This is a genomic window from Ruegeria faecimaris, assembly GCF_900182615.1.
GTDB classification, from domain to species: domain Bacteria; phylum Pseudomonadota; class Alphaproteobacteria; order Rhodobacterales; family Rhodobacteraceae; genus Ruegeria; species Ruegeria faecimaris.
This window is the reverse complement of sequence record NZ_FXTE01000009.1, coordinates 1-15318: the sequence shown is the minus strand read 5'-3', so window position 1 is coordinate 15318 and position 15318 is coordinate 1. Positions and strand designations below refer to the sequence as shown.

General features: G+C 57.7%; 13 protein-coding genes. 9 read left to right on the top strand and 4 right to left on the bottom strand.

Translation table 11 applies throughout. The annotated features are described in order from the left end of the window. Positions 1-74 precede the first annotated feature (74 nt). On the bottom strand, positions 75-638 hold the full coding sequence (locus FN806_RS14105) for a helix-turn-helix domain-containing protein (protein ID WP_142638238.1): 564 nt from the start codon (positions 636-638) through the stop codon (positions 75-77). Positions 639-756: 118 nt separating this feature from the next. On the opposite strand from FN806_RS14105, the gene FN806_RS14100 reads away from it, so the two are divergent. Beyond that, positions 757-1932 carry an acetyl-CoA C-acyltransferase family protein gene (locus FN806_RS14100; protein WP_142638236.1) on the top strand — a complete coding sequence of 392 codons (1176 nt, stop codon included), beginning with the start codon at positions 757-759 and terminating at the stop codon, positions 1930-1932. 98 nt (positions 1933-2030) lie between these two features. On the opposite strand, the gene ubiB is transcribed toward FN806_RS14100, so the two are convergent. Together ubiB and ubiE are read right to left on the bottom strand one after the other, a co-directional pair. Next, on the bottom strand, positions 2031-3560 hold the full coding sequence (ubiB, locus tag FN806_RS14095) for a 2-polyprenylphenol 6-hydroxylase (protein WP_142638234.1): 1530 nt from the start codon (positions 3558-3560) through the stop codon (positions 2031-2033). Next, positions 3560-4312: a bifunctional demethylmenaquinone methyltransferase/2-methoxy-6-polyprenyl-1,4-benzoquinol methylase UbiE gene (gene ubiE, locus FN806_RS14090; protein ID WP_142638232.1), complete on the bottom strand. Its 753-nt coding sequence runs from the start codon at positions 4310-4312 to the stop codon at positions 3560-3562. The genes ubiB and ubiE overlap by 1 nt, the downstream gene beginning before the upstream one ends. Before the next feature lie 86 nt (positions 4313-4398). On the opposite strand from ubiE, the gene mutM reads away from it, so the two are divergent. From mutM to recF, 6 genes are all read left to right on the top strand, one after another. Continuing rightward, positions 4399-5250 carry a bifunctional DNA-formamidopyrimidine glycosylase/DNA-(apurinic or apyrimidinic site) lyase gene (gene mutM / locus FN806_RS14085; RefSeq protein WP_142638230.1) on the top strand — a complete coding sequence of 284 codons (852 nt, stop codon included), beginning with the start codon at positions 4399-4401 and terminating at the stop codon, positions 5248-5250. Between the two features lie 65 nt (positions 5251-5315). After that, positions 5316-6092 carry an enoyl-CoA hydratase gene (locus FN806_RS14080; RefSeq protein ID WP_142638228.1) on the top strand — a complete coding sequence of 259 codons (777 nt, stop codon included), beginning with the start codon at positions 5316-5318 and terminating at the stop codon, positions 6090-6092. Positions 6093-6320: 228 nt separating this feature from the next. Further along, on the top strand, positions 6321-6584 hold the full coding sequence (rpsT, locus tag FN806_RS14075; protein WP_142638226.1) for a 30S ribosomal protein S20: 264 nt from the start codon (positions 6321-6323) through the stop codon (positions 6582-6584). Between the two features lie 549 nt (positions 6585-7133). Next, positions 7134-8519, top strand: coding sequence for a chromosomal replication initiator protein DnaA (gene dnaA, locus FN806_RS14070; RefSeq protein ID WP_142638224.1), 1386 nt, complete (start codon positions 7134-7136; stop codon positions 8517-8519). A gap of 227 nt (positions 8520-8746) precedes the next feature. Beyond that, positions 8747-9868 carry a DNA polymerase III subunit beta gene (gene dnaN, locus FN806_RS14065; protein WP_142638222.1) on the top strand — a complete coding sequence of 374 codons (1122 nt, stop codon included), beginning with the start codon at positions 8747-8749 and terminating at the stop codon, positions 9866-9868. 39 nt (positions 9869-9907) lie between these two features. Beyond that, on the top strand, positions 9908-11002 hold the full coding sequence (recF, locus tag FN806_RS14060; RefSeq protein WP_142638220.1) for a DNA replication/repair protein RecF: 1095 nt from the start codon (positions 9908-9910) through the stop codon (positions 11000-11002). Here the strand turns inward: recF and FN806_RS14055 are convergent. After that, positions 10999-11565, bottom strand: a complete 567-nt coding sequence (locus FN806_RS14055; RefSeq protein WP_142638218.1) for a carboxymuconolactone decarboxylase family protein — start codon at positions 11563-11565, stop codon at positions 10999-11001. The genes recF and FN806_RS14055 overlap by 4 nt on opposite strands. A gap of 99 nt (positions 11566-11664) precedes the next feature. On the opposite strand from FN806_RS14055, the gene FN806_RS14050 reads away from it, so the two are divergent. Together FN806_RS14050 and gyrB are read left to right on the top strand one after the other, a co-directional pair. Next, on the top strand, positions 11665-12237 hold the full coding sequence (locus FN806_RS14050) for a TetR/AcrR family transcriptional regulator (protein ID WP_142638454.1): 573 nt from the start codon (positions 11665-11667) through the stop codon (positions 12235-12237). Positions 12238-12338: 101 nt separating this feature from the next. After that, positions 12339-14756 carry a DNA topoisomerase (ATP-hydrolyzing) subunit B gene (gene gyrB, locus FN806_RS14045; RefSeq protein ID WP_142638216.1) on the top strand — a complete coding sequence of 806 codons (2418 nt, stop codon included), beginning with the start codon at positions 12339-12341 and terminating at the stop codon, positions 14754-14756. Positions 14757-15318: the final 562 nt, after the last annotated feature.

Sequence of the window (15318 nt, the reverse complement as noted above, 5' to 3'; positions counted from 1 at the left end):
AACGGATGAAATTCCCAAATAGGGGAATTACAGTATGAAGGAAAAATTTCCGTAAAGGCGGAAATGCGCCGGTGTCAGGCGTTTTTGACGATCAGGAACACCCTTGCTGGCTTCTTGGCAGTAATTGAGTGCAGAACGTCGGCCGCGTATCGCGCGGTGTCGCCCTGGTTCAGTTCGCTGACGGCACTGCCCGAGGTGACGCGCACCGCACCTTCAAGTACCGTCAACTGTTCATGCGCGCCGCGGGCGTGTGGTTGGCTGTTCAGCGCGCCATCACTGTCAAAGCGGATATCGTAGACCTCGTGGCCACCGGCCTCTTCGGGCGGGGAGAGGATGCGGATGCGGCAATTCTGGCCCATATTGTCGATGCTGGGCACTTCGTCGCTGCGCAGGGTTTCGATCTGATTGGCGTTATTGGCCTCTTCCAGCAGGCCAGCGAAGTCCACCTGCAGGGCGCGGGTCAGGTTCCACAGGGTCGAGATCGTCGGGCTGCTTTCACCGCGTTCGATCTGGCTGACCATGGATCGGGACACGCCGCTGAGATTGGCCACAGCTTCCAGCGACAGGCCTTTGGCGCGGCGGGCCTCTTTCAGGCGGGCGGGCAGGCGCGTCAGGATATCGTCTGAATTTTCCGTCATGACGGAATCTCATGCGCGTTTGGTGGCCTCATGTCAATTCCGCTTGTGACGGTACGTCCTATGGGACAGTTCCAATGGCTGGATGCATAGTGCCCGCAAATCCACGAGGAGAAGAGACATGAAAGATATCGTCATTCTTGATGGTGCGCGCACCGCGATTGGCACATTTGGTGGCGCCTTGGCTTCAACTGCGCCGATTGATCTGGCGACCGTTGTGACTGAAGCGGCGATGGAGCGATCTGGAGTTGCGCCCGAGCAAATCGGCAATGTGGTGTTTGGTCATGTCATTAATACCGAACCACGCGACATGTACCTGTCGCGCGCCGCGGCCAAGCAGGCCGGTATCCCCGTTGAAACGCCCGCGATGAACGTAAACCGTCTGTGCGGGTCCGGTGCGCAGGCGATTGTGTCGGCGGTACAGTCCCTGATGCTGGGCGACGCCGAATTCGCTGTAGCTGGTGGCGCCGAAAGCATGTCGCGGAGTCCGTATATCGTGCCACAGGCGCGCTGGGGAGCGAAGATGGGCGATGTCACCTCGATGGATATGATGCTGGGCGCGTTGAACTGCCCGTTTGGCACTGGCCATATGGGCATTACGGCCGAAAACGTTGCTGATGAGCACCAGATCACCCGTGAGCAGATGGATGAATTCGCGATGGCCAGCCAAACCCGTGCGGCGGCGGCGCTGGAGGCGGGGTATTTCCAAAGCCAGATCACGCCGGTTCAGGTCAAGGTCAAGCGCGACATGGTCGATTTCATGGTCGACGAACATCCCAAACAGACATCCGCCGAGGCGCTGGCCGGGCTGCGTCCTGCCTTCCGCAAGGATGGCCGGGTGACGGCAGGCAACGCGTCGGGCATCAACGATGGTGCGGCGGCGGTGGTACTGGCCACGGCGGAGGCGGCCGAAAAGGCCGGCTTGAAACCCAAGGCACGCATTCTGGGCTATGGCCACGCAGGGGTACGCCCCGAGGTGATGGGCATTGGTCCGGTTCCTGCGGTGCAGAACCTGATGGCGCGGACGGGCCTGACGCTGGGTGATTTCGATGTGATCGAAAGCAACGAAGCCTTTGCCGCGCAAGCGTTGGCCGTGAACAAAGAGCTGGGCTTGGATGCCGCCAAGGTAAACCCGAATGGCGGGGCGATTGCGCTGGGCCATCCGGTGGGTGCAACCGGTGCGATTATAACGCTGAAAGCCCTGTATGAGCTGGAGCGCACGGGCGGGTCCAAGGGTTTGGTCACCATGTGCATCGGTGGCGGTCAGGGCATTGCCATTGCCTTTGAGCTGCTCTGAAACCGAACCAAGCAGGGGGGCTGTCTGCCCCCCATAGCACCTGTGGCGCAATTCCCCCCGAAGGTATTTTTGGCCAGATGAAGCGGGCGGGATTGGGTTTAGCTGAAGCTTGTCAGCAATAAGACGAGGGCCGCGCCGGTAGCGGCACCAATGGTGGCGGGCAAGGCAACGGACCATAGGCGCGAACGGGTCGGCTCATCCTTTTGGGTTTGGGAAATCAATGCGTTTTCGACCAGTGCTGGAAGCCGCGGACCAAACCGGGCCAGAACCATTGCTGTTTTGCCAAGATCGCGAAGTGCGGCGCGGGGGCCGATGGATTGTTTGATGTAGTCTTCGACCACGGGCCGGGCGACTGCCCAGATGTTCATTTGCGGGTCGAGTGAGCGCGCGACGCCTTCGACCACGACCATTGTACGCTGAAGCAGGATCAGCTCGGTACGGGTTTCCATGCCGAAGCGTTCAGTGACTTCGAACAGATAGCTGAGCAACCGTCCCATTGAGATATGGGTGGCGTTCATACCAAAGATCGGCTCTCCAACCGCGCGCAGGGCACGGGCAAATTCGTCGACATCCTGGTTGGCGGGGACATATCCGGCCTCGAAATGAACCTCGGCCACGCGTTTGTAGTCGCGGCGGATAAAGCCAAAGAGAATCTCGGCATAGACCCGGCGCGTGTATTCGTCGATATGGCCCATGATGCCATAGTCATAGGCAATGATATCGCTATTTGCCGCGACCTTCAGGTTACCCTGGTGCATGTCAGCGTGGAAATAGCCGTCGCGCAGAGCATGCAGCAGGAACAGGCGCAGCACGCGTTCGGCCAGATCGCGGCGGTCATGACCGGCTGCATCCAGTGCGCCATTGTCGCCCAGCGGGATGCCATCTGCCCAGCTGAGAGTCATTACCCGACGCGCCGACAGGGACCAGACCACGGGGGGCAACCAGAATCCGGCATCGTCCTTGGTGTTAGCGGCATATTCCGAGGCGGCTGAGCTTTCCAGACGCAGGTCCAGCTCACCCCGGACAACGCCGTCGAAATGTTCGATCACTTCCATCGGGCGCAGGCGGCGCGCGCTGGGGGCGAAGAGTTGCACGATGCGGGCGGCGAAATAGAATGCGTCGACATCTTTGCGGAAGGCGCGTTCGATGCCGGGGCGCAGAACTTTGACGGCCACATCCTCGCCAGTGCTGCGCAGCTTGGCCTTGTGGACCTGAGCGATTGAGGCGGCCGCAATCGGCTCGCTGAACTCATCGAATATCTCGACGACGGGTTGACCAAGCTCTTTCTCGACCTCGGCCATGGCCTCGGCCTTGGAGAACGGGGGCAGTTTGTCCTGCAGCACGCGTAGCTGTTCTGCCAGTTCGTCTCCAACCACGTCGGGCCGCGTGGACAGAACCTGACCGAATTTTATATAGGCAGGTCCCAGGGCGGTGAGGGCACGGGTGGCTGGGGGCATCGACGGATCGCCTTTGTAACCCAGCCATTGAAAGGGTTTGCCCAGGGTGTGGGCCAGAACGCGCAAGGCACGTGGTGCTTCGAACGCGTCCAGGACGACATTCATGGCACCTGTCCGTTCCAGCGTCGCGCCGGTCCGGATCAAGCGGATGATATTGTGAGGGCCGCGCATCAGATTTTCCAGCCGGAATGCAGCGCGGCAATGCCCATGGTCAGGTTACGGTATTTCGCGTTGTCGAACCCGGCGGTGCGGACCATGTTCAGGAAAGTATCCTGATCCGGGAAATTACGGATCGATTCGACCAGATACTGATAGCTGTCATAATCATTGGCGATCAGCTTCCCCATGCGCGGGATGACATTGAAACTGTAGAGGTCATAGAGTTTCTGCAGCCCGTCATTGGGCAACTGACTGAACTCCAAAACCATCAAGCGGCCACCGGGTTTCAAAACGCGGTAGGCCTCGTTCAATGCCTCTTGCGGACGGGTCACGTTTCGGATGCCGAAGGAGATCGTGTAGACGTCAAAGGTGTTATCCTCGAACGGCAGGGCCATCGCATCGCCCACCACCCAATTCAGACTGTCCGACATCTGATCCGCCTCGGCCCGCTGTCGGCCTTCGATCAGCATCGGCTCGGTCAGGTCCAAAACGGTGGCATGGCCACGGCCTGCGCGTTTCAGGAACCGGAACGAGATATCGCCGGTACCGCCCGCCACATCCAGCAGGCGCTGACCTGGGCGCGGGGCCAACCAGTCCATCATTGCGTCTTTCCAGATCCGGTGAATGCCCATCGACATGACATCGTTCATCACATCGTATTTTGAGGCGACCGAGTTGAACACGCCCTGCACGCGCCCGGCCTTGTCGGCCTCGCGCACGGTTTCGAACCCGAAATGAGTGGTCTTGTCGCTGTTGTCGGACATTTGCCTTGCCGTTTGTCGAATTTCGCCTCTGTTATAGGGCGATAAGAACCGGGCACAATGCGGCCCTTTGGAATAGGAGCCAGGAAATGCCCGAATTGCCCGAGGTCGAGACAGTAAGACGCGGCCTGTCCCCGGCGATGGAAGGTATCGTGATCGAACAGGCGGATGTAAATCGCCCCGATTTGCGCTGGCCGTTTCCTGACCGGATGGCCGAACGGCTGACCGGCCAGCGGGTCGATCGGTTGCGGCGGCGGTCCAAGTACATTCTAGCTGATCTTAGCAGTGGCGAAACGTTACTGATTCATCTGGGCATGTCCGGGCGGATAACGGTCTCGGGTGATCCGCTGGGCCAATTTGCGCATACCCATCCCATGCCCGAGAAACATGACCATGTAGTGTTCCACATGGCCAATGGTGCTCGGATCACCTTCAATGACCCACGTCGGTTTGGTGCGATGGACCTGCTACCTACGGCAACCGCCGAGCATCATAAGCTGTTATCGGTCCTGGGACCGGAGCCTTTGGGCAATGATTTTCATGAACAGCATCTGATCGAAGCGTTCAAAGGCAAGAACACACCGGTCAAATCAGCGCTGTTGGATCAGGGAATCGTTGCAGGACTGGGCAATATCTACGTCTGCGAAGCGCTGTATCGGGGTCGAGTGTCGCCACGTCGCAAAGCGGGACAGATTTCTTCTACCCGCATTGCCGCGTTGGTTCCGATCATCCGTCAAGTGCTGCAGGAGGCGATCGAGGCAGGTGGATCGTCGCTGCGGGATTTCCGGCAAGCCGATGGAGAACTTGGATATTTTCAGCACAGCTTTGATGTCTACGGGCGCGAGGGTGCGCCCTGCCGGACAGGGGGTTGCGGGGCAGAAATCAAGAGAATCACCCAGTCCGGTCGCTCATCCTTCTATTGTGTGCAATGCCAAAGATAGCTTGATCCAAGTTTTTCGCGTGGTAAGGAATCGTACCTGAACGGAACAACCGGAAGCTCTAACTCATGGCTTTTGAGACGATCATCGTCGAAATCGAAGACCACGTCGCCCTCATCAAACTCAACCGCCCCGATGCGATGAATGCGCTGAACACTCAGTTGCTGGGTGAATTGTGCACCGCGTTGGAAGAGGCGGATGGAAACGACAAGGTACGCTGCGTCGTCATCACAGGCTCGGACAAGGCCTTTGCCGCAGGTGCGGACATCAAGGAAATGTCCGAGATGAGCTTTGTTGACGTCTTCACTGTCAACCTGTTTGCCGAGGCCAACGATCGTATCTCGGCCATCCGCAAACCTATCATTGCAGCAGTTGCGGGTTATGCGCTGGGCGGTGGCTGTGAATTGGCGATGCTGTGCGATTTCATCATTGCCGCCGATACTGCCAAATTTGGCCAGCCTGAAATCAATCTGGGCGTTATTGCTGGGCTGGGCGGCAGCCAACGTCTGACCCGGTTCGTCGGCAAGTCAAAATCGATGGACATGAATCTGACCGGTCGCTTCATGGACGCGGAAGAGGCTGAACGTTCTGGTCTTGTCAGCCGGATTGTACCGGCCAAGAAGTTGATCGAAGAAGCCATTGGCGTGGCCCAGAAAATTGCCGAGAAATCGCAACTGTCGACCATGGCGGCAAAAGAGGCGGTCAACCGCAGCTATGAAGTGCCGTTGAGCGAAGGTATGTTGTTCGAGCGCCGGGTGTTCCATTCGATGTTCGCCACCGAGGACCAGAAAGAAGGCATGGCAGCCTTTCTGGAAAAACGCTCGGCTCAGTTCCGGGACAAGTAAACCGGCCACGAAATATGTATCGAACAGGCGGGCTGAGCCCGCCTTTTTCTTGCCCGCGGTTCAGCAGTGAAGAATCGGCTTGGCAAAGCCTGAAAACTTGGCTATGCACCGCCGCTATACATGCGCGTGCGGCCCGCTTGGCCCGACTCACACTCGTGATTTCTGATCCGGTGCGGATATCCGCGGCGCGCATTCTACATAACCGTACCGAACAAAGGTCAGAGACACATGGCAAATTCGCCCCAGGCAAAAAAACGCGCTCGTCAGAACGAAAAGCGTTTCGCCGTTAACAAAGCGCGTCGTTCGCGTATCCGCACCTATCTGCGCAAAGTAGAAGAAGCAATCGCATCCGGTGACAAGGACGCAGCAACTGCCGCTCTGCGCGCAGCTCAGCCCGAACTGATGCGCGGCGTCACCAAAGGCGTCTTCCACAAGAACACAGCCTCCCGCAAAATGTCCCGTCTGTCGGCCCGCGTCAAAGCGCTGGGCTGAGTCTTTATGTGACCTAGGGTCACGTAAGCATGGCTGAACTATTCCGAAGGGCGTCGCATATCGCGGCGCCCTTTTGCTGTTGCCAGAATACCGCGTCTTCACGTTGCCGAGAGATTCTTTCGCACAAAGACCCGAGTCAATATCAGAGTTTCGTTGCCGCAGACGTCGGCCTCTTGTTACCACTGATACAGCGATTCACTCGCTTGGGGGGACAGGCTGTTCCTGCGATTGTACTGACGGGCATCAGAGCGGTCGAGGAACGAATGTTGGCATCCGGATAAACCGGTTTGCTGATCTGCTGAGGGTCTTGGGGTAACCGAGGATCCGAGCCCTGTCTAAAGATAAGATTGCGAAGCGCAGGCCGCTTTTCGGGATATTCAGGTGCTGGATGTCACGAGTTTGGATTGTGCTGGCTTTCAGGGACAAACCCGCCAAACTTCTGCGGTTTGGCACAGGGTATCCTTTTGCGAGTGACATCGTGATCCGGGCGACCGGGGCTTAGTAATAAGGCCGACAGGCCAATAAAGAATGGGATGCGTGAGGCGCTTAATGACACAAGAGAAATGGGGACTACTGCGTAACAAACTGCTCAAGGCGATCGGAAAGAACAACTATACCACCTGGATCGAGCCTCTTGAATTCCAAGAGCTGCAGGACGGTGTAGCGGTGTTCTCGGTTCCGACGAACTTTATGGGCAATTATGTGAGCCAGAATTTTGCGGATCTTATCCTGTATGAGATGAACACCGCCGGAGAATCTGTACAGCGCCTTGCGTTCCGAGTGGCAGCGAACTCTCCGGTACGTCCTTCGAACGACGTGGCAACTGCGCCTGCCCGCGTTCAGGAAGCGCAAACGCAGACTTTATCCGCGACCGCGAATGATGCGTTGGAATCCCTGCAGGCGGCGCCGTTGGATTCTCGTTTCACGTTTGACAGCTTTGTGGTCGGCAAGCCCAACGAGCTGGCCCATGCCGCCGCGCGTCGTGTGTCCGAAGGTGGCCCCGTGACTTTTAACCCGCTGGTTCTGTATGGCGGTGTCGGCTTGGGTAAAACCCACCTGATGCATGCCATCGCCTGGGAACTAAAGACTAAACATCCCGAATTGAATGTTCTGTACCTGTCGGCGGAACAGTTCATGTACCGCTTTGTGCAGGCGCTGCGGGAACGCCGGATGATGGACTTCAAACACCTGTTCCGTTCGGTCGATGTGCTGATGGTTGATGACGTCCAGTTTATCGCTGGAAAGGATTCGACTCAGGAAGAGTTCTTTCACACGTTCAACGCGCTGGTAGACCAGAACAAACAGATCATCATCTCAGCCGACCGCGCCCCGGGCGAGATCAAGGACCTGGAGGACCGTGTGAAATCACGCCTGCAATGTGGTCTGGTCGTCGATCTGCATCCCACTGATTACGAACTGCGTCTGGGCATCTTGCAAACCAAGGTTCAGCAATACAGCCGCACCTATCCTGACGTGACTATCGTAGATGGGGTGCTGGAATTCCTGGCCCATCGCATCTCGACCAATGTGCGTGTTTTGGAAGGGGCCTTGACCCGGCTGTTTGCCTTTGCCTCGCTTGTCGGGCGCGAGATCGACATGGAGCTGACGCAGGATTGCCTGGCGGACGTGCTGCGCGCGTCAGAACGCAAGATTACCGTCGAAGAGATTCAGCGCAAAGTGTCAGAATATTACAATATCCGCCTTAGCGACATTATAGGCCCCAAGCGGTTGCGCTCCTATGCGCGCCCGCGTCAGGTGGCGATGTATCTGTGCAAACAGCTGACCAGCCGCTCTTTGCCCGAGATTGGCCGTCGGTTTGGCGGACGCGATCACACCACGGTCATGCATGGCGTCAAACGCATCGAAGAACTGAAGACAACCGATGGCCAAATCGCCGAAGACGTGGAAATGCTGCGTCGCGCGCTGGAAGCCTGAGTATCTTCTAGGCATTAAACAGGCGCCCCGGATCCTGATGGCCGGGGCGTTTTTTTGTGCGCAATAGTCCACGGTTGGCTATGAACTGTGACCGCAGGGTCACGCGCCTCTTGACCCTGCGGGCAAACCGACTCAGAAATCCATAAAAAATCCTTGTGCCTCAGGGCGGAGGCGCTAACGTGCCAGTCCCGCCCATTTTCGGCACGCAAGTCAGAGGAATTAAGGGTATGAAGATCAGCATCGAACGCGGCACCCTTCTCAAGGCCGTTTCCCAGGCCCAATCAGTCGTCGAACGACGCAACACGATCCCTATACTTGCTAATGTTCTAATCGAGGCCGAAGGCGATCAGGCCATGTTCCGCGCCACCGATCTGGATATCGAAGTGGTCGACAAGGCCCCTGCGCAGGTGGAAAAGGCCGGCGCCACCACGGTTGCCGCCACAACCCTGCACGAAATTGTGCGCAAACTGCCCGATGGCGCGTTGGTCACCCTGACCGCCGACAGTGCGGCGGGTCGCCTGACGGTTGAAGCCGGGCGATCGAACTTCTCTCTGGCGACTCTGCCGAAAGAAGATTTCCCGGTTATGGCCTCATCAGAATACCAGTCGAACTTTACGGCTTCGGCAGCATTGCTGCGCCGTTTGTTCGACAAATCGAAATTCGCCATCTCAACCGAAGAGACGCGGTACTATCTGAATGGCGTCTATATGCATGTTTCAGATGGCTCCGAAGGCGGCAAGGTGCTGCGCTGTGTGGCCACCGATGGTCACCGTCTGGCGCGCATTGACGCAGACCTTCCGGATGGGGCTGCGGACATGCCCGGCGTGATCGTGCCGCGCAAAACAGTGGGTGAGTTGCGCAAGCTGTTGGACGATGACGAGATGGATATCGCCGTTTCCGTCAGCGAAACCAAGGTGCGCTTTGCAACGCCGGATATCACGCTGACCTCGAAGGTGATCGACGGCACATTCCCCGACTACACACGGGTCATCCCGCAGGGCAACACGCGGCAACTGGAAGTGGATGCGGCTGAGTTTGCGCAGGCCGTCGACCGGGTTGCGACGGTCTCGTCGGAACGTTCGCGCGCGGTCAAGCTACAGCTGGACACGGATAAGTTGGTTCTTTCGGTCAATGCACCGGACAGCGGTGCAGCCGAGGAAGAATTGGCCGTCGCATATTCAGATGAACGGCTCGAGATCGGTTTCAACGCAAAATACCTGCTGGAAATTGCTTCTCAGGTAGATCGCGAAAACGCGGTGTTCCTGTTCAACTCCGCTGGTGATCCGACCCTGATGCGCGAAGGCAATGACCTGAGCGCGGTCTATGTGGTCATGCCGATGCGTGTCTGATCGGCTTTGGGGGCTGATCGCTGAGGAAAGAGAGGGGTCATGACCTTGGCCCTGACCGAACTGACGGTCTCGCATTTTCGCTCTCACAAACTGGCGCGTTTGTCGCTGGATGGCCGTCCGGTTGCCATTCACGGACCTAACGGCGCGGGTAAGACCAATATCCTTGAAGCTGTTTCGATGTTTTCACCCGGCCGCGGCATGCGGCGGGCCAGTGCAGCCGAGATGACGCGTCGGCCCGAGGCGCTGGGCTGGAAGCTGTCCGGTCTGCTGCAAGCGCAGGGCCAGAGCTATGAGATCGAGACTTGGTCCGAAGCTGGCGCAGCGCGGCAGGTTCGGATAGATGGCAAATCCGCCAGTCAGATCGATCTGGGCAAGCTGGCGCGGGTCGTCTGGCTGATCCCGTCGATGGACCGGCTGTGGATTGAAGGCGCCGAGGGGCGGCGGCGGTTTCTGGATCGCATCGCGCTCAGCTTTGATCCTGCCCACGCCGAAGCCTCACTGATTTATGAAAAATCCATGCGCGAACGCAACCGGCTGCTGAAAGAACAGGTGCGCGATGCCCATTGGTACGCCGCGCTCGAGGGGCAGATGGCCGAAACCGGGCATCGCATCCATGTGGCGCGCATGGCCGCTCTGGATCATCTGCGCACAGCACAGGATCAGGCCGAAACGGGTTTTCCATCGGCTGATCTTGAGCTGGTTCAAACCGAAGGTGCGATGCCGGAAACGGCGGATGATCTGCGTGAGGCGCTGAATGAAAGCCGCTTTCGAGATCTGGCGGCGGGGCGCACACTGGTCGGGCCACACCGGTCTGACCTGTACGGCGTCTTTGCCGCCAAGGGCGTTCCGGCCAAGGATTGCTCGACCGGTGAGCAAAAGGCGCTGCTGGTCTCGCTGATCCTGTCCAACGCGCGCGCTTTGGCCGGGATGATCGGGGCACCGCCGATTGTGTTGCTGGATGAGGTCGCGGCCCACCTGGATGCCGGGCGCCGCGCCGCGCTCTATGATGAGATTTGCGCGCTGGGCGCTCAGGCCTGGATGACGGGCACAGGGCCTGAGCTGTTTTCGGAATTAGGGGACCGGGCCCAGACCCTGGTTGTCACCGAAGGCGATGAGGGCTCGGTCGTCGATTAGGCCGGTTCGCTGACCTTACGTTCCCACAAGAAGCCGCGCATTACTTCGTCAACTGGGGTTTGTGCCATGTGGTTGACGTAATTCGACATGGTTTTCTGCGCCAGGCCCAGCACCACATCCAACACGGCGCGGTGCGAATAACCAGCGTCAAAGAAGGCTTGCAGCTGCGCCTCGGTGGGATTGCCACGGGTCTGCATCATCTGCAGCGTAAATGTCCGCAGCGCCTCGAGCTTGGCATTGGGCAGCGCGGTTTCGTTGCGCAGCGCTTCGGTGATGTCATCCGACACCTTCATCATCTTGGCGATGCCGGTATGGGCGGGCACGCAATAGTGGCACTCGTTCTCGACATTGATGGTCTGCCAGACGACGGTTTTTTCGTCATTGTCGAAATCGGTCTGCATGAAGAGGCCATGTAGAACCTGGTAGCCTTCCAGATGCTGTGGGCTTTCGGCCATCACCTTATGCAGGCCGGGCAAGCGGCCAAACGCGGCCTGAGATTTTTCCAACAGAGGTTTGGACCCTTCGGGGGCGGTGGTCAGGTCGTGGGATGGGAAATCGGCCATGTGGATGCTCCATTTTTTGATGTCTGAGTCGGAAATAGTATTTCTTGAGCGATCACTCAAGTATATATTTGAGTGACCGTTCAAGAATTGGTGATGTCGATGCCCCGCAAACCTGCCTATGACCGAGACGCGCTGATCGCGCAGGCCCGCGACATATTCTGGCGCCATGGCTGGGCCGGGACGTCGTTGAAGGATCTGGAGCGCGAGCTGAAGTTGAAGCCAGGCAGTTTCTATGCGGCCTTTGGGTCAAAAGACGCGCTTTATGCGATGGCGCTGGAACGTTACACGCAGGACGGTGTAGCGCGGCTGACAGCGCTGGCAGAAGACATCGGGCCGCTGGCCGCGTTAAAGACGCAGCCGCAGATTGTGATCGATTCCAGCCAAACGCCGGTGCAGGCCTGTATGCTCGCCAAGACCTTTGCCGAATTGCAGGCAAGGGATCACCAGCTAGCGCAGAAAGCCAGCCGGCATATGGCTGAGATGAAGCAATGTTTTGCAACGCTGTTTAGACAGGCGCAACAGGCCCGAGAGATCGGTCCTGACCACGATCCAGAGCGGCTTGCGGCGCGCTATCAATCCGACCTATTGGGCCTGCGATTGTCCGCTGAACGCAGCGACGTCAACGCCAAGGAAATCGCCGCAGATATCGCCGCAGACCTCGATCAGCTTTGATCGGCTGAAAATCCAAACTCTGGCACAAAATATTGGGGGATCGCGTGACATTCCCCACCAGAGAACGTATAAGTTACCAAAATAATATAGGTACTAACGGCATGTCCGAAGACGCACAGGCACCGCAAGAATACGGCGCGGATTCAATCAAGGTTCTCAAAGGCTTAGAGGCAGTTCGAAAGCGCCCAGGCATGTATATCGGCGACACCGATGACGGCTCGGGTCTGCACCATATGGTGTATGAGGTTGTCGATAACGGAATTGACGAAGCTCTGGCCGGTCATGCCGACCATGTGACAGTGAAAATTCACGCCGATTCCAGCGTCTCAGTCAGCGACAACGGTCGCGGAATTCCGGTGGATATCCATCACGAAGAAGGCGTGTCCGCCGCCGAGGTCATCATGACCCAGCTGCATGCGGGCGGTAAGTTCGACAGCAACTCGTACAAAGTGTCTGGTGGTCTGCACGGCGTGGGCGTTTCGGTTGTGAATGCGTTGTCCAACTGGTTGGAACTGCGCGTCTGGCGCAACGGAAAAGAACATGTCGCCCGGTTCGAAGGGGGCGAAACCGTCGAGCATCTGAAAGTGGTCGGCGAATGTGGCGACCGTACGGGGACCGAGGTGCGCTTTCTGGCCTCGACCGATACGTTCTCGAACCTCGAATACTCGTTCGAGACGCTGGAAAAGCGCCTGCGCGAGCTTGCCTTCCTGAATTCGGGTGTGCGGATCATCCTGGTCGACGAACGCCCCGCAGAACGGCTGGAAACTGAGCTGTTTTATGAGGGCGGCGTGAAGGAATTCGTCAAATACCTCGATCGATCAAAGTCGTCTGCCATGCCCGAGCCGATCTATATCAAGGGTGAGCGGGACGATATCGGTGTCGAAATCGCGATGTGGTGGAATGACAGCTATCACGAGTCGGTTCTTCCCTTTACTAACAACATCCCTCAGCGCGATGGCGGTACTCATATTGCGGGTTTCCGGGGTGCGCTGACCCGCACGATCAACAACTATGCCCAATCTAGCGGCATTGCGAAAAGGGAAAAGGTCAGCTTTACGGGCGATGACGCGCGCGAGGGCCTGACCTGCGTGTTGTCGGTCAAAGTACCGGATCCAAAGTTTTCCTCACAGACCAAAGACAAGCTGGTCAGTTCCGAGGTCCGCCCGGCGGTCGAAGGGATGGTGAACGAGAAGCTGGCTGAATGGTTTGAGGAAAACCCAAATGAAGCCAAAATCATCGTGGGCAAAATCATCGAGGCTGCTCTGGCCCGTGAAGCCGCACGAAAAGCCCGTGAACTGACCCGCCGCAAAACGGCGATGGATGTGAACTATCTGGCCGGCAAGCTGAAGGATTGTTCCGAGAAGGACCCGTCAAAGACCGAAGTTTTCCTGGTCGAGGGGGACTCGGCTGGCGGCTCGGCTCAGACGGGGCGGGATCGTTTGACACAGGCCGTGTTGCCGCTGCGTGGGAAAATCCTGAACGTGGAGCGTGCACGGTTCGACCGGATGCTGTCGAGCCAGGAAATCGGTAATCTGGTAATGGCGCTGGGCACGGGCATTGGCCGCGATGAGTTCAATATCGAAAAGCTGCGCTACCACAAGATCGTTATCATGACGGATGCGGATGTGGATGGTGCACATATCCGGACGCTGTTGTTGACCTTCTTCTTCCGGCAGATGCCAGAGCTGATCGAGGGCGGATACCTGTATATCGCGCAGCCGCCGCTTTATAAGGTCGCGCGCGGTAAGTCCGAGGTGTATCTGAAAGATCAGGCGGCATTGGATGACTACCTGATCAATCAGGGCGTCGAGGGTGCGGTGCTGAAACTGGGTTCGGGCGAGGAATTGTCCGGCCAGGACTTGGCGCGCGTGGTTGACGAAGCGCGCCAGCTGAAACGCGTTCTGGATGCATTCCCGACGCACTATCCGCGCCACATTCTGGAACAGGCCGCCGTGGCCGGTGCCTTTGTCCCCGGTGCGGTTGATGCCGATCTGCAAGGCGTGGCCGACAAGGTCGCAGCCCGTCTTGACCTGATCGCATTGGAATACGAACGTGGCTGGCAGGGTCGGATCACGCAGGATCACGGCATCCGCCTGGCTCGTATTCTGCGCGGCGTTGAAGAGGTGCGTACGCTGGACGGCCCGATGCTGCGCTCGGGCGAGGCGCGCAAGACCGGCAGCTTTACCCAAAGCCTGCAGGAGATCTATAACACATCCGCAACCCTGATCCGCCGCGACCGGTCGCAGGCCATCCACGGTCCGCTGGATCTGTTGCGTGCCATTCTGGAAGAGGGTGAAAAGGGCCTGTCCCTGCAGCGCTATAAGGGACTGGGCGAGATGAACCCAGATCAGCTGTGGGAAACCACGTTGGACCCGGATGCACGAACGCTGTTGCAGGTACGGGTGAATGATATGCTCGAAGCTGATGACCTGTTTACTAAATTGATGGGCGATGTCGTGGAACCGCGCCGTGAATTTATACAGAAAAATGCTCTGAGCGTCGAAAATCTGGACTTCTGAATTTTTGTAGGTGCGCCCATAATATTGAATTTTGCGCATAACTTTGCATTACTTGCCCATAGTTTTGCGCAAAACCCAACCATAAGTCGAACCCAGTTTTAAGAACAGCCGTCAAAAGGTAGTCTGACTATGGGTCATGCAGTTTTCGCGGAGTCGGTCAATTGAACTCGGAAGCCTACGGTCTTTTCTGGAACTGATTTATTTGGTCCAAAATAGGTAGTTGGGTTGGAGGCAGTCGTTCCTGGCATAAACCGCAGAAACCGGGCTATCGAAGGTGCTCATTCACGAACTGGAGGACCAGGTCCGTCATACCACAGCCAACCCAAGTTTCGGCCATACGCAACAAAAGCAGGCTTTGCAAAGTTCAATGAATAAGCCGACAGTGGTCTTCTCAAATGAATGGCACTGTTGCGCGGCTACTCTAAAGCAGATTCTTGCGTATTGTGTTCAATCAAAGCGTGTGGGAGTGTCTAGCCCCCATGTTCTGGGCCATTTCGGACTAGAGTTTCGGGGACTGGTGGGCGCATGTTGAGGGCCTGATGGGGTCGGGTGTGGTTGTATT

What these genes read in the sequence shown, in the direction of transcription:
- FN806_RS14050 (WP_142638454.1), top strand. Translation starts at nt 11,665, where the DNA reads ATGCCCCGCAAACCTGCCTATGACCGAGACGCGCTGATCGCGCAGGCC.
- mutM (WP_142638230.1), top strand. Translation starts at nt 4,399, where the DNA reads ATGCCCGAATTGCCCGAGGTCGAGACAGTAAGACGCGGCCTGTCCCCG.
- FN806_RS14055 (WP_142638218.1), bottom strand. Translation starts at nt 11,565, where the DNA reads ATGGCCGATTTCCCATCCCACGACCTGACCACCGCCCCCGAAGGGTCC.
- FN806_RS14100 (WP_142638236.1), top strand. Translation starts at nt 757, where the DNA reads ATGAAAGATATCGTCATTCTTGATGGTGCGCGCACCGCGATTGGCACA.
- FN806_RS14105 (WP_142638238.1), bottom strand. Translation starts at nt 638, where the DNA reads ATGACGGAAAATTCAGACGATATCCTGACGCGCCTGCCCGCCCGCCTG.
- ubiB (WP_142638234.1), bottom strand. Translation starts at nt 3,560, where the DNA reads ATGCGCGGCCCTCACAATATCATCCGCTTGATCCGGACCGGCGCGACG.
- dnaN (WP_142638222.1), top strand. Translation starts at nt 8,747, where the DNA reads ATGAAGATCAGCATCGAACGCGGCACCCTTCTCAAGGCCGTTTCCCAG.
- FN806_RS14080 (WP_142638228.1), top strand. Translation starts at nt 5,316, where the DNA reads ATGGCTTTTGAGACGATCATCGTCGAAATCGAAGACCACGTCGCCCTC.
- rpsT (WP_142638226.1), top strand. Translation starts at nt 6,321, where the DNA reads ATGGCAAATTCGCCCCAGGCAAAAAAACGCGCTCGTCAGAACGAAAAG.
- recF (WP_142638220.1), top strand. Translation starts at nt 9,908, where the DNA reads ATGACCTTGGCCCTGACCGAACTGACGGTCTCGCATTTTCGCTCTCAC.
- gyrB (WP_142638216.1), top strand. Translation starts at nt 12,339, where the DNA reads ATGTCCGAAGACGCACAGGCACCGCAAGAATACGGCGCGGATTCAATC.
- ubiE (WP_142638232.1), bottom strand. Translation starts at nt 4,312, where the DNA reads ATGTCCGACAACAGCGACAAGACCACTCATTTCGGGTTCGAAACCGTG.
- dnaA (WP_142638224.1), top strand. Translation starts at nt 7,134, where the DNA reads ATGACACAAGAGAAATGGGGACTACTGCGTAACAAACTGCTCAAGGCG.